The organism is Anaerolineales bacterium (assembly GCA_015075725.1).
Lineage (GTDB): Bacteria > Chloroflexota > Anaerolineae > Anaerolineales > Villigracilaceae > Villigracilis.
In genome coordinates, this window is the sequence record JABTTV010000001.1 from 3,279,175 (window position 1) to 3,298,477 (window position 19,303).

The window sequence follows — 19,303 nt, forward strand, 5'->3', positions numbered from 1 at the left end:
GTTTCTTGCGGAGTCGTCTCAACTGAGGAGGAAGGTATGACCGACCACTTGCCCACCCACGCAGACGTGCTTGTGTTGGGTGCAGGTATAGCCGGTCTCGCCGCTGCCCGTGCTTTGATGGAACAGGGGCGCAGTGTCATCATCCTCGAAGCGCGGGATCGAATCGGCGGGCGGTTGTGGACCGATTCATCCCTTGGGCTTCCCTTGGATTTGGGCGCTTCGTGGATTCACGGTGTAGATGGGAATCCCATTGCGAAGCTGGCTAAACAGTTTGGGACGAAGACCGCTCCGACAGACGAGGAGAGCGGCATCATGTTTGCGGCAGACGGGAGCGAATTGCCGGAAGATGAATTCGAACGTATGGAAGCCTTGTTCGATGAGCTGTACGAAAGGGTCGTTGAGAGATCGATCATGAGCGATACAGACAAGCCGTTGCAAGCGGTTTTGGATCAGTTCCTCTCTGACAGCGAATATTCTGAAGCAGACTTGCGCCGATTAAATTTTTACATCCATTTGGTGACGGCTTTGGAATACGGCGCCGACGCAAAAGACCTCTCAGCATGGTGGTGGGATCAGGGTGAGGAGTTCGGCGGCGAGGAAGTCATCTTCCCAGGCGGGTACAACCAGATCTCAGATGGTCTCGCAAAAGGCTTGAATATCTGCTTGGGGACGGTGGTGAAAATTGTCCGCTATGGCGCGGATGGGGTGGAGGTGGAAACGTCTGGGGGGAATTATGTGGCAGATAAGGCTGTGGTGACGTTTCCGCTTGGGGTGTTGAGACAGGCATCGGTCAAGTTCGAGCCGCCGCTTCCTGAATCAAAGCGGGAATCGATCGAGCGACTCGGAATGGGAGTCCTCAATAAAGTCTATTTGAAATTTCCTGCGCCCTTTTGGGGCGAGGATGTGGAGACGATCAGTTATGTGGGTGAGGAGTTGGGCGAGTGGTGCGATTGGTTTAGTTTTGTGCCGTTCACGGGCGAGCCAGTTTTAATGGCGTTCCACGGCGGCGATAAGGGCTTTGCGCTCGAAGAACTGCGTGACGATGAAATTACGAAAGGCGCAATGCATACGTTGCGCGTGATGTTTGGCGATGATATTCCTGAACCCGAAGGCGTTTTGATCACACGCTGGGGCAAAGATCCGTTTTCATTCGGCGCGTATTCGCACATCCCGCCTTTTGCAAGTGGTGATGATTACGATACGCTCGCCGAACCTGTGGGGGAGGTTTTATTCTTCGCGGGCGAGGCAACATCGCGCGAATATCCGAGCACGGTGCATGGAGCGTATTTGTCAGGATTGAGGGCGGCGGAAGAGTTATAAGACGAGACCCGCAATTGATAAAAATCCTCTTCATTCAAAGAGAGGATTTTTTATTCGGAGTAACATAAATCACCTTACAAATTGTCACCTTGAGCGGCGCTGATGGCGCCCCGAAGGGTCTCTGAGACAATCGGAGAGATGCTAAGCTTCGCTCGGTATGAGGCCTAAAAGCATTAAGCTATTAAAGTTACCCTGAATATTGTTGTATGTGTGAAGAATTTCAATGCTATACCGCAGCACGATGAAACAGCCAGGCTGACCCGAGGAAGAGTGCAATGAAGAATCCATTCAATAGTGAAAGTTCCAATGCGCCGCTGAACGGGTAGCCCAATTTAGCAACGATTGCAATAACGGCGATCAAGGTCTGAATGACCGCCATGACGATCAACACGCGGGACATCCCATGGGGCTGGAAACGTGCGAACAATGAGCCGATGATCCCCGCAGCGATCACTCCGAAGTACATCAGGTTGGCAGAGTCGCCATCTGCTCCGATAATGCCGACTCCGAGGCTGAGCCAGATAAGCATGAGGACTGCGGCAAGCGCAGCGGCGATAGCCCATCCATAGGTTGATTTATTGGATTTCATATTTCTCCTTATTGTTACAAGATTGTTCTGAAAATTATCCAGTCATTTTTCAATTGCCGCCTAATTATCCCAGCCTCGCCCTTCCCAACCCTATCAGAAAACTCAAATACTTTCCTTTTTGGGAATTGATTATTGTCTGGGCAGCCAATAAAAAAACAGACGCACCGCCCTGGCCTCGCCCGTCACTGATTACTGTTTAATTGATAACTGCTATTATTCAAACTCTATCTCGATCTCCTCGTCATCCGCCCATTCCTCGCTTCTTTCAAATTCGATATCGCCAAATAATACTTCCTGCTTTGCCGTCACGCGGTAGCGCTTGACCAACTCCAACAAAGCAAGAAAGGTTACGACAATTTCCACGCGGGTTGCTTTTTCCGTGATCAGACCGCTGAAGGTCATGCGCTGAATGTTCTTCAAAGTCCTTGTTATTAGATCAATCTTTTCGCGAATTGTGACCCTGGGCGGGGTGATGATCGTCCCGAGCGGTTCTTTTTGTCTGCTTTTAGCAAAGGCCGATTCCGCTGCTGTCAAAAGTTTTTCCAATGTAAGGTTCGAGAGATCGAGCTTCGGTTCCACTTTGGGTGGCGGTGCGACGCGCAAAAACGTCCGCAGGTTGTTCGACTGTCTTTCTTCCAGCCACGAAGCGATTTCCTTGTAGCGTTTGTATAACTTCAACTGCTCCACAAGCGATTCGCCCGGGTCTTCTTCACCGGGTTCGCGTTCGGGCGGCCGCGGCAGGAGCGCCTCAGACTTGATCTGCACCAGCTTCGCCGCAATCACCAGAAATGCCGATATCTCATCGGGGATCATGCGTTCCAATCCCTGCAGATGCGCGAGATATTGATCGGTCACCGAAGCAAGCGACACCGCCGTAATATCCAACTCGGCGCGTTCGATCAAACTCAACAACAGGTCAAGCGGACCTTCGTAAACAGAAGTCTGAACCTTATAACTGCGAAGTTGATTCCCGAGAAACCCGTCCATGGCGGGCGAATTATATCATTCCAATAACGGCAGTGTATAATCCTTGCCATGTCCAAACTAACCCATCTCGATGACCATGGTCGCGCCAGAATGGTGGATGTCAGCCGCAAGCCCGACTCGGATCGGATTGCCGTTGCCCGCGGAGAAGTCCACATGACCAAAGCGACGCTGGGCTTGATCCGCGCCGGTCAGATAAAGAAGGGCGATGTATTGACCGTGGCGCAAATTGCGGGCATCACCGCCTCCAAGCGGACCTCGGACCTGATTCCCTTATGTCATCCTTTGCCTCTTTCCAAAGTTGACGTCGATCTCGAGCTCGACGACTCGCTCCCGGGGGTGGTCATCACTGCCACCGCCAAAGTGACCGGTAAAACCGGCGTCGAGATGGAAGCACTCACCGCAGTTTCTGTCGCTGCACTTACCGTTTACGACATGGCGAAAGCCACCGAAAAAACAATGAAGATACAAAATATCCGGCTTATCGAAAAGCATGGCGGCGCGAGCGGTGATCTGGTCAATGAGTAAATTGGTATTGGAAATGGATTACAGCCCCATAAATCTAAAAGAAAAGTTTTCAAAGTTTACCGAGCGCTGGTCGCCCAAGATCATCGCACAAATGAACGACTATCTTTTCAAGCTTGCCAAAATGCAGGGAGAATTTATCTGGCACGAACACCCCGAGACGGATGAGGTTTTCATCGTTGTCGAAGGGCGTCTTGACATCCTCTTTCGTGACGGCAGGGTTTCGCTTCATGAGGGGGAAATGTTCGTCGTGCCGAAAGGGATCGAACACAAACCTGCCGCAGAGCAGGAATGTCATATCCTTTTGATCGAACCTGCCGGCACGGTCAACACAGGCGATGCAAAGGACACATCGCTGACCGCCCCAAATAACATCTGGATATGATGCTCTTCAACCTACAACCTGATAACCATGGAAACCAAGAACCATATCAAACTCCTTTTCTTTGCCACCATCCGTGACCGCGCCGGGACAAGATCATTGGAAATGGACATCCCGGACGATATGACGATCCTGCAATTGAAACAAAAACTCGGCGCAGATTATCCCAATTTGAAAGAGTCAATGAAATCCGTCCTGATTACCATTGACCGCGAGTATGCGTTCGATGAAGCCATCATTCCCTCAAATGCGGAAATAGCCCTCTTCCCACCCGTCAGCGGCGGTTAACCTGCGACCATGCAACCTTCAAAATTCCCAACGATTTACTCCGTCACCGAATCCGAGATCGACTTGAATGATTTGCTCGACAGGATCACGCTCCCGTCCACGGGGGCAGCGGCGATCTTTACAGGCATGGTGCGGGGTGTGACGTCTCGCGGCGACGCCCATGAGACCGAATACCTCGAATACGAATCTTATGTCCCTATGGCAGAAGCTAAAATGAAGCAAGTTGCCGACGAAATTCGCGAGAAATGGCCCGTTGTGGAAGGCATCGCCGTTGTACAGCGCATCGGCAAACTCTACCCGAAAACACCGACCGTCCTCATCGCCTGTACTGCCGCCCATCGCGACACAGGGGTGTTCGATGCTGCGCGTTATGGCATCGACCGCCTCAAAGAGATCGTGCCTATTTGGAAAAAGGAGGTCGGACCGAACGGGCAGGAATGGGTCGAGGGTGATTACATCCCGAAGCCGGGAGAGTAAAACAAATCAATAGGCTTGTTCTGCGAAATGCTGATAAATGATGTTCCTTCATACCCACCGCCTTCTCATCCGAAATTTCAATGCCTCCGACCTGGAGGCATTTTGGGCATATCGCAACGATCCGCAAGTGGCAAAATTTCAGAGCTGGTCTTTACCTTACTCTCGCGAGAAAGGCGAGGCATTGATTCGCGAAATGCAAGATATCCACACGCCCCGGCAGGGGGAGTGGCTGCAACTTGCGCTCGAGCTAAAAGAGACGGGCGAATTGATCGGGGATGTGGTGTTCGGCGTAAAGGAGAATGATGCACGCCAATGCTCGGTGGGATTTACGGTCGCCTATGCTTTTCAGAAAAACGGATTTGCCACCGAAGCCATGACCGCCCTGCTTGATTACCTCTTCGAAGACGTGGATATGCACCGCGTCGTTGCAGATTGCGATACGGAGAATGTCGGTTCGTGGAAGACACTGGAGAAACTCGGATTCCGCCGCGAAGCGCAATTTGTGGAAAGTTTCATGGAGGGCAAGGAATATCGAAGCGAATATTTCTACGGGCTTCTTCAACGCGAATGGCGGGCTAAAGCCACTTTTCGAAATTGCTGATGGTTAAGATTCGCAAGGCCGTGCTCGAAGACGCTCCTGCCATTGCCGTTGTCCACGTGACGGCGTGGAGAGAGGCATATCGGGGGATCGTGTCTGATGAAGTTTTGAACAGCCTCTCAGTTAAACGCCGGACGGAACAATGGGTGAATTCGCTTTCAGATGAGAGTCATCCGTACCGCCGTGCATTCGTGGCGGAAACGAACGGTCAGGTCGCCGGGTTTGCCAATTACGGCCCGCCTCAGGATATCTCATTTGGATTCGATGGCGAACTGTTCGCGATCTATGTATTGCGAAATGCTCAAAAACAAGGAACTGGTAAAGAACTTGTTTATGAAGTGGTAAAAGGGATGCGCGATCTGGGATGGGAGTCCATGATGGTCTGGGTCTTGAAAGATAATCCATCGCGCGGATTTTACGAGCAGCTGGGCGGTTCGTATCTGGCGGAAAGGTCGATCGAGATCGGCGGTGAACCGCTGATTGAGGTCGCTTATGGGTGGCGGGACTTGAATAAATTTCCGGCGTAGTGGGGCGAATGGAGGCTGATCCAGTTATGGCACGGGGAAGAGGCGGTAGCGTCACGAATTCGATCATTCTGTGTTTATATTATCGCTACATTTATCTCTTTTCGGAGGCGCAATGCAGGAACGTATCGTGATTACAGGGATGGGGACTGTAAGTCCGCTGGGGTTGAACGTGAAGGAATCCTGGTCGAACGCCATTGCCGGAGTATCGGGCGTTGGACCGATCGTGCTGTTCGATCCGTCTTCGCTTCCAGTGCGGATCGCGGCTGAGGCAAGGAATTTCAAACCGGAAAATTTCATGGATGCGAAGGAAGCGCGCCGTCGCGACCGCTTCGAGCAGATGGCGGTGGCGGCATCGAAAGAGGCATTGGCTCATTCTGGTTTGGAGATCACAGAGGCAAATGCAGGACGGATAGGCATCATCATTTCTTCAGCGATCGGCGGATTGCAAACGCTTCAAGACTCCATCCTGACCAATTACACCGAAGGACCCCGCAAAGTGAGCCCGTTTATGATTCCCATGCTGATGGCGAACGGCGCTGCGGGGATGTCGGCGATCGAGTTTGGGATCAAGGGTCCGTGCTTTTCGGTCGCTTCGGCTTGCGCTTCTGGTGCGGATGGAATCGGAACGGCTTTAATGATGCTCCGAACCGGCATGATCGACATCGCGCTGGCGGGAGCTTCCGAGGCGCCGATCACAACCACATGCGTTGCCGCGTTCGACCGCGTGGGTGCCATGTCTCGCCGCAACGACGATTTTTCGATGACGCCGCAGCCGTTCGACAAGAACCGCGACGGATTGGTGATGGGCGAGGGCGCGGCGGTGTTGGTCCTTGAACGCGAAGCGGATGCAAAGGCGAGAGGCGCGATTATCCTGGCTGAAATGGCTGGGTACGGAGCGACGGCGGATGCATTCCATGTCACGGCTCCACACGAACACGGCGCCGGGGGCGCGGCTGCGATGAAGATGGCGTTGGATTCTGCCAAAGCAAACGTCGATGAGGTTGGTTATATCAACGCGCATGGCACGGGGACGCCGCTGAACGACCAGTCGGAGACGCGCGCGATCAAGGCGGCGTTTGGCGATATGGCTTACAAAGTCCCGATTTCCTCCACAAAATCGATGACCGGGCACATGATGGGTGCGACGGGGGCGTTGGAAGCGGTCTTTTGTGTGCAGGCGATCCGTGAAGGGATCCTGCCGCCAACCATCCACTATGAAACCCCCGACCCGGAATGCGACCTGGATTACATACCGAATCAGGCGCGTGAGGCGAAGATCTCGCTCGCCATCAGCAATGCCTTCGGATTCGGCGGTCATAATGCGGTGCTGGCGGTCCGAAAATACGCCTGATTTTTTCTTGTGGATTGGGAAAAGCCGTGCTATAATCCGCCCTCGCGTCACTTGGACACTCAATCATAAAAGTAAGGAAGAACGGAAATGGCAGACCTGATCAAAGCCGTCGAGGCGAAGAATAACGAGAATGTTCCGCAATTATCCGCGGGCGATACGGTAAGCGTACACGTCAAGATCAAGGAAGGCGATCGCGAACGCATCCAGGAATTCAAGGGTATGGTGATCCGCCTGCGAAACAGCGGCAACAACGCGACCGTGACCGTGAGGCGCATGGCGTCGAACGGCATCGGCGTGGAGCGCACGTTTTTGCTCCGCTCGCCGCGCGTGGACAGGATCGTGGTCGAGCGCCACGGCAAGGTCCGCCGCGCACAGTTGTATTACATGCGTGAGCGCACCGGCAAGGGCGCGCGCATCAAGGAAAAGTTTTCCTGATCTTCCCCGAACTCCGATGAAATGATCATCGGAGTTTTTTTGTTTCATCTGCAAGGCGGGAATTTGGCTGTGGTATCCTTGTGGGGATGAAAAATTGGAGGACGATGTGGCAAAGCCTTTGATCGGTATTACAACGTTCAACGGAAAGAACGATTACGGCAGGCCGATTTCCGGTGTCCAGCATACCTATATCCGCGCAGTGGCACAGGGCGGCGGGATTCCCATTTTGATTCCGGTCATCCTTGAGGAAGGCGACAGGGATGATTTGTACTCGCGGCTGCAAGGCGTATTGTTCTCGGGCGGGGGCGATCTCGCCATTAAATATTTTTCCGGCGAAGATCATCCCAGGATCGCCGATGTGGATGACTTTCGCGATACGACGGAACTTTCATTGCTCAAGCAATCCGTCGAAGACGGCAAACCATTTCTGGCGATTTGCCGCGGTGTGCAAGTGATGAATGTGGCGTTGGGCGGATCGCTTTACACTCACATTCCCGACCAGTTCACCACGCTGCTGAACCATGACCAGGATGAATTCACGACCATCGCTCATCCGGTCAACATCGATGAAGCGTCGCGCATGGCGGAGATCTTCGGCGAGAATCTGCTTCAAGTCAACAGTCTGCATCACCAGGGATTGAAGGACGTCGCCTCGGACTTAAAGGTGGTTGGTCACGCGCCGGACGGCATGATCGAAGCCGTGGAATTGCCGAGCCATCCCTACGCGATGGGAGTTCAATGGCACCCCGAATGGCTCACGGATCAGCCTGTCATGCGCAGGCTGTTCAAGTCGTTTGTGGATGCATCAAAGAAGTGATTCGCCGCTCGTAAGCAACAAATTCCATTTTAATCCCACCACGATGTCAACATTTGAACACCCGATCGGTATCTTCGATTCCGGAGTAGGAGGTCTATCCGTCCTGCGCGAAATCAGGGCGTCGATGCCTTTTGAAAATATTATCTACCTCGGCGATCAGGGGCACGTCCCGTACGGTCCACGCCCGATGGAGCAGATCCAGTCATTCTCCGAAGGGATAACGCGATATTTACTGGGGCGGGAATCCAAGATCGTCGTCGTTGCGTGTAATACGGCATCTGCGGCCGCGCTGAATATTTTGCGCCAGAATTTCCCGGACGTGCAATTCGTGGGCATGGAGCCCGCGGTCAAACCTGCGGCGGAAAAGACCCTGACGGGCAAAGTAGGAGTACTGGCAACACCCGCCACATTTCAAGGTGCCCTATATGCATCCGTCGTGGAGAGATTTGCGAACGGCGTTGAACTCTATCAAGACACTTGCAATGGATTGGTCCAGCAGATCGAGAACGGGAATTTGAGCGGGGATGAAACCAGGAGGATCTTAGAGAATGCCTTACACCCCATGCAGGAAAAAGACATCGATACCGTTGTGTTGGGATGCACGCATTATCCGTTTGTCATTCCATTGATCAAAGAGATCGTGGGGGAAAATGTGCGGGTGATTGACCCGGCCCCCGCAGTGGCGAGACAGGTGAAACGTCTGCTCGAAGCGCGAGGCGCGGAAAACAAGCACGGGGGGGGAGTCCGTTTTGTCACATCGGGAGAGGCGGATAAGTTTAAATCCAATTTGAGAATATTGCTCGGGGTCGAAGCCGATGTCGAAACGGTCACGTGGGAGACCGATCACAGGATTCGATAACAGCCACGCCCATCATTTGCAAATCCATGAACAGGCGGATGGGATCGGCAACATGACCCATCATGTGAACGCCAACAGGGCGGGCTGACCCGTCGAGATATTGGCGCAAATAGGCGACAACAGGAATGGCGGTTAATTCATATCCATCGGGGTGGGAGACTTGAATATCGACCTGCATTTGTCTGCCATCTTTTTGTCCTTTTCCCTCCACCTTCAATGCGACAAGATACGGGGGTTTCGATTTTCCCATTGCCCACCACATCAGTTTCCCAAGCGGACGGATGCCGCGTTTCGGCGCGAACTTCAAGCCAAGAAATACAATCGGGGTGACCACGAGGTCGGATAGCCAATTCGCGCCTGAAATGTAAAACCCGGTTTCTTTCAGGGTCGGGAACATCTGCGGAATTTTGCGCAGTTCCTCGAAAAACATCGAGTAGCATGCGCGTTTGCCTATGGCTTTGCCGAAATCGAAATCCCGCATGTTCCATGAAGTGGGTTTTGTCCATGCGCCGTTGATGTAGATTTGAGCCTGGTAGTCAAGGAATGCCTCCATCAGTTCGTCCACCGCCTCGGAATAAGGGATATCTTTCATATTGAGATATCCCGCCGTGACCGCAGATTCGAAGATGTCGAGTTTGGACGCCGCGTAACGGATGAGCGCGGCAGGGAGCCCGGGGTGATAGCCGGCTTCTGTGATGAAACACAACCCCGCTTTTTTGATTTCCTCTTCCGCGGCAAACAGAGCTTTTAGTTTATTCGTTGCGAATTGCACATCGAGATAATCCACATGCGCGTCGATACAGGCGCGGATGACCGTATCGGCGTGGTGAGAGGTCGGGGCGGCGACCAAACACAAGTTCACGCCTTGAAGCGCCTCGGTCAAGTTTTTGTAGTCGGCTGCGTCTGCCTGTCTGGCCGATGTGCGCGGATCGTTCAATTCTTCCATGAAGGATTGGGCTTTATCCAAATTGCGTCCGGATACGATGATGTTTGCGTCTGTATATGTAAGCAGGTGTTTGGCTAGTAATTTCCCTGTGTATCCGTAGCCACCCAAAATCAATATGTTTGCCATGGTTATCCTTTTTCCGACTTGACGGCCAGCAGGGTAAGGTTTTTCCCCATCTCTCTCAATTCATCTTCGTTTTTGAACTTCATGCCGACCATTGTCATGACGGATCGGGTGTAGGCAGGTTTGCGCCGAAAGAAGCGGACGAGCATTTCGCCGGTATCCGCCGGGTTTAGTTCCCGCGCCTGCGCTTTGAACCTTCTCCTGCCGACCTGAGCACCGAAGACAGGGTTGACCTTGATGTTTTTCAACCAATCGGCACGGGAACCATAAGCGGCTTCGATGTAATACGTGTCGGCGGCCTGATCGTAATCCATCACATCCACCATTGCCTCGCGGCGTTTGCCGGTTTTCCGGCCTATGGTTGAGATCAGCATCCATTCAGCCCCGATGGTTTTTTCCCAGCCGCCCAAGCCGATCTTGTGCATGAAAAGCGGGATTTTGAAGAAGAACTTCAACAAGGCATTGGGGCGCTTATCGAGCATGTCATTTTCCAGTAATCAGGAATCTGAAAAAAACGGATAGTTGATTTGGATATGGAAAGAAGGCGGGGACGCGCTTTCGATACTCAGCATACTCCGGGACGCGCTCGATCAATTCCTTTTCTTCCACCAGTCTCAGCCAGCCAAACACGAGCAATGGCAGAATTAGAATGAATGTGATGGGATAGATGCCCCCGTTAAGCAAAGCCATTCCAATGGCAAGGCGCAATACTCCGCCGTAGACGGGATGACGGATGATGCTGTATATGCTGGTACGGACGATTTGACCCTGCTCTGGATGATAAACATAAACCATGGTGACATTATCCAGGCCAAAGGTGTAAACAGATCGAGCCGCCAATATCGCGCCGATGATGATAAATATCCAGCCTGCCCAGTTGAAAATAGCGGCGATTAAAGGCTGGGTGAACTTGGGTCCGTTCATATAAGCAATATGAGCAAGAGCGGCAAAGATGATCGCAAGCCCGGGTAGGGCGTATTTGCCGAAGGCGTGGCGGTAGGCATTCTCCCCGTGTTTTTCGATGAGTTTTTTCTTTTGGGTGAAGAAGCGGCTGAGGATGAGATATCCCAACGCCATGACGACGATCTGGCTGTCGAGCGTCCAGGTGGGGATTTGGTCTGTGAGGATGAAATAGATCGTCGTGAGCGTAAAAACGCCGATGAAATATGCGGCTATCTTAGCGCTCCCGCCTGTGGAGTTTAGCTCGGGGACATGCCGGGCCAGCTTGTCGAAGCCATCGATGCGCATAAGAATCTCCTGCTTTCAGTATAGCCCGCCTGGCAGGGATGTCAAATGGAAGATTCTCTTAATCCGCTGGAATGATGGACATATCATCCCCGGCGATGTGGACATTTTTGAGCGCTTCAAAACTCAACTGACTTGGATCAAGTTGATATTTTTCCGCTACCCTATCGAATAGAACGTGATAGCCTGCCCTGACAATGGCCTCCCAGTTCAGACCCAGCAAACCGGCAATTTCACGCAGCGCAGAGACATCCTCGCCTTCGATCTCGACGAAACTGCCATATGGCAACTCATCGAGCATGATGTGGACGCCGTCCAGTTCGTAGGTCGCGCGAAATTTTTCATAGAACAATATCGGTGTAAAACCAAGCGATTCCAGAAATTCCAATGCCCCATCGAAACTTTCGACGGAAAATTCGATTTCCTTGCGGCTGAGAATACCATCACCGCCTACCTCCCCCGGTCCCTTGAAGGTGAACTTTGCTTCCAAATCCTTTCGCAGCCGCAGGACCTTTCCTGTTTTTCTGAGTCCGCCATTCGAATCGTCGAAGCGGTAATTGATCTCGTGTATCCTTTCTTGAATCAAACGCGCCTCCAATTCAAGAAGGCGCATTTCGATGCGTTTCAGATCTCGCACGTAAAACTTGACTTCGGTTTCCCGTCCGTTCATCGTTAGTGCAGGCTCAACAATGTTTGTTTTTGCTCGACGCTTTCGCCGGGCTTCACGCGGATGCGGTCCACCTTGCCGTCGCGCGGTGCTTTCAATTCATTCTGCATCTTCATGGATTCTAGAATGACCATGACCTGCCCTTTCTTGATCTCCTCGCCTTCAGCCACCGGAATCGCAACCACCAGCCCGGGCATAGGCGCTCTGAGTTGGAACTCGCCTCCTTCTGCGAGACCGCCTCCAGCCGCCGCTTTGAGCCGTTTCTCCCGTTCATCCTCGACCTTTACCTGAAAGAGATGCCCGCGCAGAAGCACCTGCCAATCTTCATCGCCGGGGGATACATAGGACTCGAATGATTTTCCGTCGAGGATCAGCGAATAGACGGGCTGCCCGCTGACCGATTCGAAATTCACAGCCAGCAGGCGGTCGCCCACGCGCACGTGATGCTCATCCACGATCTCGATCTGGAATTCCTTGCCTTCGATTGTCGTCACATATTTCATGATTAAGCCTCGCAATTGCGCGAGGTGACAGTCACTTCCAAAGTGACTGTCACCTGATAGTTACCTGTGCATTCTTTCCCAACGCCCGACCCATTTCCAGTTGCTTGCGTCCCGTTCGTTGCCGCGGACGATCTGTGCGGCGCGTTCGGTTTCCTTGTGGGCGACCAGCGTGGCGAGGATGGCGGCAATCTCCACCTGCTCGTCGCTTTGTTCGGATGCGCCTTCCATCGAAAAGCGCTCCTCGACAAAACGTGTGTCGAACTGCCCGCCCATGAACCGATGTGAATCCATCAGAGTTTGATGGAAGGGGATGTTCGTGCGCACACCCACGATACGATATTCCTCCAACGCGCGTCGCATCCGCAGGATTGCCTGGGCGCGCGTTTCGCCCCAGACGATCAGTTTGGCGATCATCGGGTCGTAATACGGTGTGATTTCGAAGCCGGGATACACGCCAGTATCCACGCGGATACCCGGACCTGTCGGCAAAATGCTGTGCGTGATGCGCCCTGTGGATGGGATGAAATTGTTGAAGGGATCTTCCGCGTTCACACGGCACTCGATTGCGTGACCGTTGAAGCGGACCTGTTCCTGTGCGTAACTTAAAGGCCGTCCGCGCGCGATGCGCAATTGTTCGGCAACGATATCGATGCCGGTGACCAACTCGGTCACCGGATGTTCCACTTGAAGACGGGTGTTCATTTCGAGAAAGTAAAAATTCCGATCTTTATCGACAAGGAATTCGATCGTGCCCGCATTGATGTAATCCACCGCCTGCGCGGCTTTGACGGCGACATTTCCCATCTGTTCACGCAATTCATCGTCAAGGAATGGCGATGGCGCCTCCTCCACAAGTTTTTGATGACGGCGTTGGATCGAACATTCGCGCTCACCGAGGTGGATCACATTCCCGAGCGAATCGGCCATGATCTGAAATTCGATATGACGCGCGCCTTCGACCAGTTTTTCGAGATAGACATTTCCATCGCCGAACGCGGATTCCGCCTCGCGCCTCGCTGACCGGAGCAAGCCTGGCATTTCCTCCAGGCTTCGGACTTCTCTCATGCCTTTTCCGCCACCCCCCGCCGTCGCCTTGATGAGAAGCGGGAAACCGATGGTTGGGGCGACACCTAACAGATCATCGTCTGTCAAGTTGCCCACATCTTCCGTTCCGGGCACAACCGGAACACCGGCTTTGATGACCGTGGCGCGCGCTTCCGCTTTATCTCCCATCGCTGCGATGGACGAGGGCTTGGGACCGATAAACGCAATTTTCAACTCGGCGCATTTCGCGGCGAAGTCTTCACGCTCGGCGAGGAATCCGTAGCCGGGATGGATCGCGTCTGCACCGGCGCGTTTTGCGATATCAAGGATCTTATCCATTCGGAGATATGATTCCCGTGAAGGCGCCGGACCGAGCAGGTAGGCTTCATCCGCATAGCGGACATGCAGCGCGTTGCGGTCTGCTTCCGAAAAGACGGCGACGGTCTCGAGTCCGAGTTCACGGCAGGCGCGAAGAATGCGGACGGCGATCTCGCCTCGGTTTGCAACCAGAACTTTTTTGAACATAAGGCTCCTTTTGAATTACGTATTGTGAATACTGTAAACCGCGATACGTAATCGCTAAAGGGGGATATTGCCGTGCTTCTTCGCGGGATTCCCATCGCGCTTGTTGCCCAACATTGCAAGCGCATTGATCAGGCGGGGGCGGGTCTCTTTTGGTTCGATCACATCGTCGATATAGCCGCGCGAAGCCGCCACATATGGATTCGCGAACTTTTCCTTGTACTCCGCCACCAACTCCGCCTTGCGTTTGACCGGATCGACCGCCACATCCAGTTCGCGGCGGAAGATGATGTTGACAGCGCCGTCCGGACCCATCACAGCGATCTCGGCTGTTGGCCAGGCAAGATTCAAGTCGCTGCGGATATGTTTGGAAGACATGACGCAGTACGCGCCTCCGTATGCCTTGCGGGTGATCACCGTGAGCTTGGGAATGGTCGCTTCGCAATAGGCGTACAGCAGCTTTGCGCCGGACCGGATGATCCCATTATGTTCCTGGTACATGCCGGGCAGGAATCCGGGAACATCTTCGAACGTGATGATGGGGATGTTGAATGCGTCGCAAAAGCGGACGAAGCGCGCGCCCTTTTCGCTCGCGTCGATATCGAGCACCCCGGCGAGGACGGCGGGCTGGTTTGCAACGATCCCCACGGAATGTCCGCCAAGGCGTGCAAAGCCCACAACAATATTGGCGGCATAGTTTTCATGAATTTCGAAGAATTTCCCGTCGTCCACAATGAGGCGGATGACTTCCTTGATATCGTACGGTTTGTTCGGGTCATCGGGGATCATCGTGTTGAGCGCTTCATCCATTCGCAGAGGATCATCGAGGCTGGGGGTGAGAGGCGCATCTTCCATGTTGTTTTGGGGCAGGTAGCTGAGCAGTTTACGGATGAGGTAAAGCGTATCCGCTTCGTTATCTGCGGCCACATGGCAGACGCCTGATTTTTCCGAATGCACACTTGCGCCGCCCAGTTCCTCCTGGGTAACTTCTTCATGTGTCACGGCTTTTACGACATCCGGTCCAGTGACGAACATGTAGGATGTGTTGCGGGTCATAAAGATGAAATCGGTCAGCGCTGGGGAATAGACGGCTCCGCCTGCGCAAGGTCCCATGATGGCGGAGATTTGCGGGATGACCCCGGAGGACATGGTGTTGCGTAGAAATATATCCGCATAGCCTGCCAGGGAGACGACTCCTTCCTGGATCCGCGCCCCGCCTGAGTCGTTCAAGCCAATGATGGGCGCGCCGTTCTTCATCGCCATGTCCATGATCTTGCATATTTTTTCGGCGTGAACCTCGCCGAGACTGCCGCCAAAAACAGTGAAATCCTGTGAGTAGACATAAACGAGCCTGCCGTCGATGGTGCCCCAGCCGGTCACGACAGAGTCGCTCATGAATTTTTGCTCGTCCAGGTTGAAGTCATGGGTGCGGTGTACGACGAAGGGATCCACTTCACGAAAAGAGCCGCGATCCAATAAAAGGTCGAGTCGTTCGCGCGCGGTCAGGCGCCCCTTCTTGTGCTGCGCTTCGATGCGAGCTTCCCCGCCGCCCAGGCGCGATTGCGCTTTCAGGTCATTCAGTTTTTTGATTTTCGGTGTTTCTTTCATATGCCTCTCTCGACATTGATTTGAGGGAATAATAAATGAGAATAGCCGATGCAATATGTATCACGACAACGAACGGTGCATTTGGCCGCGGATTCTGCCAGAGGAGCCTTTCGACCCAATACCAGAAAATATATCCAGCCGCAGCCACTGGAAGCAGTTTTGTGCTCCAAGCCTTGTCCCGCCAGATGCCCCAGGCGAGAACAAGACCTATTATGAACCAGAATCCCCCCGCAAAGATTCCGACCATTAGAGGCTGTCGAACTGCATATTCCAGCAGCACCTCCCGCCAGGAGATGGATGTCCATGCCTGCACGGCGTTCCATATTGCTAGAGTTAACACCAGCCAAAGGGTGAGGGTTACTGGAACGGCTCGTTTCATCATCTAATACTTCGGTTCTTCCAGAAGATATAGCAGGTCCTTGCCTCCGAAACTGCTGTATCGCTCGAGGAAGGGTGCAAACTGTCCATAATAGGGGGGCAGTGCAAGGAGGCGCGGATTGGCAAAGATGACCGTCATACCGCGCTCGCGAAGATATAACGGAGCGTCGCCGTTTTGCAGGACATGGAAATACTCGTAACTATTGATCAGCCCGTCCATGTTGACGATGGTGCGATCTTTAATGAAATAACCGACATTTCCACCTCCGGTCATGCCTATGATCTCGTTTTCCGAAGTGTTGGCTTCGATATACGCCACGACTTCCATTAAGGGGCGGTCTGCTTCATATCTGCCGTGAGGCATGGCGTATTCAATAAACCGCCAGAATTTGGCAGTTGCCAACGTGCCGTAAACGACAGCCGCCAAAATGAGGACGAGATTGGCGTATTTGATGCGACGCAAGGGTTTTAAGATCAGGTCGATGAACAGGCTTATGACCAGCGTGAGCAGGATCATCTGCCCGATCCAATACCATTCCTTCGCGCCTCCGTAGGATGTGGCAGTATAGGAGAGGATTTGAACAACGCAGGCAGCGAAAAGGGGACCGATGGCAAGATTCGTAAACGCCTGCTTCGTCCGATGTGTGTTAAGTAGGATGACAGCCAGCCAGATCGCGGCAGAAATGGAGAGAATTGTGAAAAAGCGTTCCGTCTCCATATCCGCTCCGCGGATGAAGTGTGGGCGTAATTTATCTGTGAGATACCAGATGATCTCCGTAAACGGTTGTCCGCTGTCGTATGCCGCCGGACCCAAACCAAAATATGTGGGCCAATTAAATGCAGGTTTCTCGTATGCCGTATTGCCCATGCTGCCCCACCAGCGTTTGATCTGCCCGCTGACCGGGCTGGATGTGCCAAAGGCGATCCGATTGACGACCATGTAAATTAGAAGCAATCCGCCGACGATACCGTAATATGCCGAACCCGCCTGCAACCAGGTTTTCCAATTCGACTTAAGTTGGATCATTGGAGAGTCGGCGTGGGAAATGCCGGGAGTGGTGAACCAGTATGCGGCGAGGCGGGAGGCGGAGAAGAGGGTCAGGCTGACGGCAAAATCGATGAGGAAGGCAGAGCGGGGGAAATTCCTTCCCAATCCCAGTTGAACGAACAGAATGTATATTCCTGTGGTCAGAGCCGTGCTTGCGATTGTGGCAATCATGATCTGACGGAGCGCGATCCGGATGGAAGCCGAACGAGGATGCCGATACGCGCCAAAGAAATACAACGCAATAGTCTTGAACAATAGCGCGATGAGAGTCGCCTCGAGCGCCGATGACGCGTAAATCGTATTGTAAGATTCGAAACCGGTCCGCAGGAGCACAGAGCTGGTCATCGATATGAAAATGATCGCAATGTCGATGGGGAGATAATATCGAATGGGAGAGCCGCGGAAAACGACCCAAATACCGGTGAGAGCTGCGAAGAACACCAGATCGAGGCGGCTGAACATTGCCAGCGCGGCAACGAGACCGAGACCCGCGAATCGACTTATAGGAATATTGGTTGCTCGCCATTCGCCTTCGTATTTGGAAAGATGGTAAATGGTCAGCAAAACAAAAAAAGCGGCGATAGGCGTTTCCAGACCCATTTCGTAGACTGTGGCGTGAATATAGGAATTGAAAGACCAGAAGATCGCCGCAGCGATGGCGGCTGCATGAGAAAGATGCTTCCGGATCAGGCGATAAATAATGATGGAAGTCGCTGAGTGGATGATCGCGATGACAACCAACAGGACGCGTAAAGGCAGAACGATATCAAATCGCGCGAGAGCAAAGACCGGGATGCAAACCAGAAGCCACAACGGATGATAGCCGTTGGTGATATTGATGCCGTCGAACGTGCTGCCATGACCTTCAGAGATATTCTGGGCAACCTTGAAATAGTAGTAGGCATCGTCGCGCACGAACCAATGATTCGGAAAGGCGTACGGATCGGCCGCCGCCGCATATAAGTGAAGCCCCAAAATGACGGTGACGAGCGCAATTTCGAAAGGCGCGAAGAGTTCGAAAAATTTCTTCATCAGGAAATGGCGAGAGTGATCCTTCCGAAGTTTTCCCCCTGCCAAAGTCGCTTCTGAGCGGCACCCGCTTCCTTCAGCGGAAAGGTCTTGTCGTGAATGGGTTGGAGTTTCCCCGCGACCACCAAGTCCATCACTTCTGAAAAATCCGCCAGCGTGCTCATGGTCGAACCGATGATGGAAAGGTGTTTTGCAAAGACGTAGCGGTTGTCGATCTCGAAGCGTGGTCCCCCGCTGTTGCCCACGGTCAGTAAACGCCCGCCTTTTTTCAGCGCGCGGAAGCTTAGGGGGAATGTCGTTCCGATGTTATCCACCACCACATCAACACCCTGTTTGTCCGTCGCAAGAAAAACCGCTTTCGACCAATCTTCTACCTGCGATCTGTCGATCACAATATCCGCACCAATGGATTTTGCCTGTTCGAGTTTCTTTGAATTCGAGCCGATGACGATGACCTTTGCGCCTAGATATCTGGCAACCTGGACCGAAGCTGAATTCACGCCTCCTCCCGCGCCGACGATTGCCACTATTTCCCCGGCCTTGACCTCCCCACGTTTGACCATCGAATGCCAGGCGGTCTGATATACCAGCGCGGCGCTGACCGCGAGATGATAGTCATAATCTTTCGGCAGTTTATAAAGTTGGCGGACGGGAAGCGAAATGTATTCTGCATACGTTCCGCGCACGGTTTCGCCGAGTAAATGCCAGTTTCTGCACAGGTTATCGCGCCCGGACTTACAGAAATCACATTCACCGCAGCCGAGATTGGCGTTGATGACGACGTGATCGCCGACCGTAAAACCAGATGCGCCTTCCCCTAATTCAACGACTTCTCCCGCCCCGTCCGCGCCGTTGATATGGGGGAGTTCCAGCTTCAAGCCGGGCCAGCCATTGCGGACAAAAACGTCCATGCGGTTGAGAGCCGCAGCGTGAAGTTTGATAAGCGCTTCGCCAGGTTTGGGTTGGGGAGAGGGGAAGTCGCTGTATTCCAGGACTTCCGGACCACCGTGCTTATGGAAGAGAATTGCTTTCATTTTG

Annotated in this window: 23 protein-coding genes; 11 read left to right on the forward strand and 12 right to left on the reverse strand. The window is 53.2% G+C overall.

What is annotated here, in order from left to right:
- The first annotated feature begins 36 nt into the window (after positions 1 to 36).
- On the forward strand, positions 37 to 1,320 hold the full coding sequence (locus tag HS100_15800) for an FAD-dependent oxidoreductase (protein MBE7435378.1): 1,284 nt from the start codon (positions 37 to 39) through the stop codon (positions 1,318 to 1,320).
- A gap of 226 nt (positions 1,321 to 1,546) precedes the next feature.
- Here the strand turns inward: HS100_15800 and HS100_15805 are convergent, their stop codons facing one another.
- Together HS100_15805 and HS100_15810 are read right to left on the reverse strand one after the other, a co-directional pair.
- Positions 1,547 to 1,909, reverse strand: coding sequence for a hypothetical protein (locus tag HS100_15805; protein MBE7435379.1), 363 nt, complete (start codon positions 1,907 to 1,909; stop codon positions 1,547 to 1,549).
- Between the two features lie 213 nt (positions 1,910 to 2,122).
- Entirely contained in the window at positions 2,123 to 2,896 is a 774-nt protein-coding gene (locus tag HS100_15810; GenBank protein ID MBE7435380.1) for a segregation/condensation protein A, read from the reverse strand.
- Between the two features lie 48 nt (positions 2,897 to 2,944).
- Here HS100_15810 and moaC point away from each other — a divergent pair, with 48 nt between their 5' ends.
- The 10 genes from moaC (at position 2,945) to murI (ending at position 9,152) form a co-directional block, all read left to right on the forward strand.
- Positions 2,945 to 3,421 (forward strand): cyclic pyranopterin monophosphate synthase MoaC, encoded by a 477-nt coding sequence (moaC, locus tag HS100_15815; protein MBE7435381.1) that lies wholly within the window; start codon positions 2,945 to 2,947, stop codon positions 3,419 to 3,421.
- Positions 3,422 to 3,434: 13 nt separating this feature from the next.
- Positions 3,435 to 3,803 (forward strand): cupin domain-containing protein, encoded by a 369-nt coding sequence (locus HS100_15820; protein MBE7435382.1) that lies wholly within the window; start codon positions 3,435 to 3,437, stop codon positions 3,801 to 3,803.
- 27 nt (positions 3,804 to 3,830) lie between these two features.
- Positions 3,831 to 4,088: a molybdopterin converting factor subunit 1 gene (moaD, locus tag HS100_15825; GenBank protein ID MBE7435383.1), complete on the forward strand. Its 258-nt coding sequence runs from the start codon at positions 3,831 to 3,833 to the stop codon at positions 4,086 to 4,088.
- Positions 4,089 to 4,097: 9 nt separating this feature from the next.
- Positions 4,098 to 4,565: a molybdenum cofactor biosynthesis protein MoaE gene (locus HS100_15830; GenBank protein MBE7435384.1), complete on the forward strand. Its 468-nt coding sequence runs from the start codon at positions 4,098 to 4,100 to the stop codon at positions 4,563 to 4,565.
- A 37-nt stretch (positions 4,566 to 4,602) separates the two neighbouring features.
- Positions 4,603 to 5,166, forward strand: coding sequence for a GNAT family N-acetyltransferase (locus HS100_15835; protein ID MBE7435385.1), 564 nt, complete (start codon positions 4,603 to 4,605; stop codon positions 5,164 to 5,166).
- Complete coding sequence (locus HS100_15840; protein MBE7435386.1) at positions 5,166 to 5,690, forward strand: GNAT family N-acetyltransferase; 525 nt, start codon at positions 5,166 to 5,168, stop codon at positions 5,688 to 5,690. The genes HS100_15835 and HS100_15840 overlap by 1 nt, the downstream gene beginning before the upstream one ends.
- Before the next feature lie 112 nt (positions 5,691 to 5,802).
- A complete protein-coding gene (fabF, locus tag HS100_15845; GenBank protein MBE7435387.1) occupies positions 5,803 to 7,041 on the forward strand; it encodes a beta-ketoacyl-ACP synthase II in 1,239 nt (412 codons plus the stop codon).
- Between the two features lie 87 nt (positions 7,042 to 7,128).
- A complete protein-coding gene (gene rplS, locus HS100_15850) occupies positions 7,129 to 7,476 on the forward strand; it encodes a 50S ribosomal protein L19 (protein MBE7435388.1) in 348 nt (115 codons plus the stop codon).
- A 106-nt stretch (positions 7,477 to 7,582) separates the two neighbouring features.
- Positions 7,583 to 8,293, forward strand: a complete 711-nt coding sequence (locus tag HS100_15855; GenBank protein MBE7435389.1) for a gamma-glutamyl-gamma-aminobutyrate hydrolase family protein — start codon at positions 7,583 to 7,585, stop codon at positions 8,291 to 8,293.
- Positions 8,294 to 8,336: 43 nt separating this feature from the next.
- Entirely contained in the window at positions 8,337 to 9,152 is an 816-nt protein-coding gene (gene murI, locus HS100_15860) for a glutamate racemase (protein ID MBE7435390.1), read from the forward strand.
- Here murI and HS100_15865 read toward each other — a convergent pair.
- From HS100_15865 to HS100_15910, 10 genes are read right to left on the reverse strand one after another with little or no spacing between them, the layout of a single operon-like run.
- Complete coding sequence (locus tag HS100_15865; protein MBE7435391.1) at positions 9,121 to 10,224, reverse strand: saccharopine dehydrogenase NADP-binding domain-containing protein; 1,104 nt, start codon at positions 10,222 to 10,224, stop codon at positions 9,121 to 9,123. The two genes, murI and HS100_15865, sit on opposite strands and share 32 nt — an antisense overlap.
- Before the next feature lie 2 nt (positions 10,225 to 10,226).
- On the reverse strand, positions 10,227 to 10,703 hold the full coding sequence (locus HS100_15870; protein ID MBE7435392.1) for a nitroreductase family deazaflavin-dependent oxidoreductase: 477 nt from the start codon (positions 10,701 to 10,703) through the stop codon (positions 10,227 to 10,229).
- 1 nt (position 10,704) lies between these two features.
- On the reverse strand, positions 10,705 to 11,469 hold the full coding sequence (locus tag HS100_15875; GenBank protein ID MBE7435393.1) for an isoprenylcysteine carboxylmethyltransferase family protein: 765 nt from the start codon (positions 11,467 to 11,469) through the stop codon (positions 10,705 to 10,707).
- 58 nt (positions 11,470 to 11,527) lie between these two features.
- Positions 11,528 to 12,136, reverse strand: coding sequence for a class IV adenylate cyclase (gene cyaB, locus HS100_15880; GenBank protein MBE7435394.1), 609 nt, complete (start codon positions 12,134 to 12,136; stop codon positions 11,528 to 11,530).
- Between the two features lie 2 nt (positions 12,137 to 12,138).
- Entirely contained in the window at positions 12,139 to 12,636 is a 498-nt protein-coding gene (locus HS100_15885) for a biotin/lipoyl-binding protein (protein ID MBE7435395.1), read from the reverse strand.
- A 60-nt stretch (positions 12,637 to 12,696) separates the two neighbouring features.
- A complete protein-coding gene (gene accC, locus HS100_15890) occupies positions 12,697 to 14,205 on the reverse strand; it encodes an acetyl-CoA carboxylase biotin carboxylase subunit (protein MBE7435396.1) in 1,509 nt (502 codons plus the stop codon).
- 54 nt (positions 14,206 to 14,259) lie between these two features.
- Positions 14,260 to 15,810, reverse strand: a complete 1,551-nt coding sequence (locus HS100_15895) for an acyl-CoA carboxylase subunit beta (protein MBE7435397.1) — start codon at positions 15,808 to 15,810, stop codon at positions 14,260 to 14,262.
- Positions 15,776 to 16,189 (reverse strand): hypothetical protein, encoded by a 414-nt coding sequence (locus tag HS100_15900; GenBank protein MBE7435398.1) that lies wholly within the window; start codon positions 16,187 to 16,189, stop codon positions 15,776 to 15,778. The genes HS100_15895 and HS100_15900 overlap by 35 nt, the downstream gene beginning before the upstream one ends.
- Before the next feature lie 3 nt (positions 16,190 to 16,192).
- Positions 16,193 to 18,268 carry a glycosyltransferase family 39 protein gene (locus tag HS100_15905; protein ID MBE7435399.1) on the reverse strand — a complete coding sequence of 692 codons (2,076 nt, stop codon included), beginning with the start codon at positions 18,266 to 18,268 and terminating at the stop codon, positions 16,193 to 16,195.
- Positions 18,268 to 19,299 carry a zinc-binding dehydrogenase gene (locus HS100_15910; GenBank protein MBE7435400.1) on the reverse strand — a complete coding sequence of 344 codons (1,032 nt, stop codon included), beginning with the start codon at positions 19,297 to 19,299 and terminating at the stop codon, positions 18,268 to 18,270. Before HS100_15910 ends, HS100_15905 begins: the two co-directional genes overlap by 1 nt.
- Between the last annotated feature and the right edge of the window lie 4 nt (positions 19,300 to 19,303).

Excerpts from the sequence above, each read along its gene's own strand:
- HS100_15800 (MBE7435378.1), top strand. The coding sequence starts at position 37 with ATGACCGACCACTTGCCCACCCACGCAGACGTGCTTGTGTTGGGTGCA.
- HS100_15805 (MBE7435379.1), bottom strand. The coding sequence starts at position 1,909 with ATGAAATCCAATAAATCAACCTATGGATGGGCTATCGCCGCTGCGCTT.
- HS100_15810 (MBE7435380.1), bottom strand. The coding sequence starts at position 2,896 with ATGGACGGGTTTCTCGGGAATCAACTTCGCAGTTATAAGGTTCAGACT.
- moaC (MBE7435381.1), top strand. The coding sequence starts at position 2,945 with ATGTCCAAACTAACCCATCTCGATGACCATGGTCGCGCCAGAATGGTG.
- HS100_15820 (MBE7435382.1), top strand. The coding sequence starts at position 3,435 with ATGGATTACAGCCCCATAAATCTAAAAGAAAAGTTTTCAAAGTTTACC.
- moaD (MBE7435383.1), top strand. The coding sequence starts at position 3,831 with ATGGAAACCAAGAACCATATCAAACTCCTTTTCTTTGCCACCATCCGT.
- HS100_15830 (MBE7435384.1), top strand. The coding sequence starts at position 4,098 with ATGCAACCTTCAAAATTCCCAACGATTTACTCCGTCACCGAATCCGAG.
- HS100_15835 (MBE7435385.1), top strand. The coding sequence starts at position 4,603 with ATGATGTTCCTTCATACCCACCGCCTTCTCATCCGAAATTTCAATGCC.
- HS100_15840 (MBE7435386.1), top strand. The coding sequence starts at position 5,166 with ATGGTTAAGATTCGCAAGGCCGTGCTCGAAGACGCTCCTGCCATTGCC.
- fabF (MBE7435387.1), top strand. The coding sequence starts at position 5,803 with ATGCAGGAACGTATCGTGATTACAGGGATGGGGACTGTAAGTCCGCTG.
- rplS (MBE7435388.1), top strand. The coding sequence starts at position 7,129 with ATGGCAGACCTGATCAAAGCCGTCGAGGCGAAGAATAACGAGAATGTT.
- murI (MBE7435390.1), top strand. The coding sequence starts at position 8,337 with ATGTCAACATTTGAACACCCGATCGGTATCTTCGATTCCGGAGTAGGA.
- HS100_15865 (MBE7435391.1), bottom strand. The coding sequence starts at position 10,224 with ATGGCAAACATATTGATTTTGGGTGGCTACGGATACACAGGGAAATTA.
- HS100_15870 (MBE7435392.1), bottom strand. The coding sequence starts at position 10,703 with ATGCTCGATAAGCGCCCCAATGCCTTGTTGAAGTTCTTCTTCAAAATC.
- HS100_15875 (MBE7435393.1), bottom strand. The coding sequence starts at position 11,469 with ATGCGCATCGATGGCTTCGACAAGCTGGCCCGGCATGTCCCCGAGCTA.
- cyaB (MBE7435394.1), bottom strand. The coding sequence starts at position 12,136 with ATGAACGGACGGGAAACCGAAGTCAAGTTTTACGTGCGAGATCTGAAA.
- HS100_15885 (MBE7435395.1), bottom strand. The coding sequence starts at position 12,636 with ATGAAATATGTGACGACAATCGAAGGCAAGGAATTCCAGATCGAGATC.
- accC (MBE7435396.1), bottom strand. The coding sequence starts at position 14,205 with ATGTTCAAAAAAGTTCTGGTTGCAAACCGAGGCGAGATCGCCGTCCGC.
- HS100_15895 (MBE7435397.1), bottom strand. The coding sequence starts at position 15,810 with ATGAAAGAAACACCGAAAATCAAAAAACTGAATGACCTGAAAGCGCAA.
- HS100_15900 (MBE7435398.1), bottom strand. The coding sequence starts at position 16,189 with ATGAAACGAGCCGTTCCAGTAACCCTCACCCTTTGGCTGGTGTTAACT.
- HS100_15905 (MBE7435399.1), bottom strand. The coding sequence starts at position 18,268 with ATGAAGAAATTTTTCGAACTCTTCGCGCCTTTCGAAATTGCGCTCGTC.
- HS100_15910 (MBE7435400.1), bottom strand. The coding sequence starts at position 19,299 with ATGAAAGCAATTCTCTTCCATAAGCACGGTGGTCCGGAAGTCCTGGAA.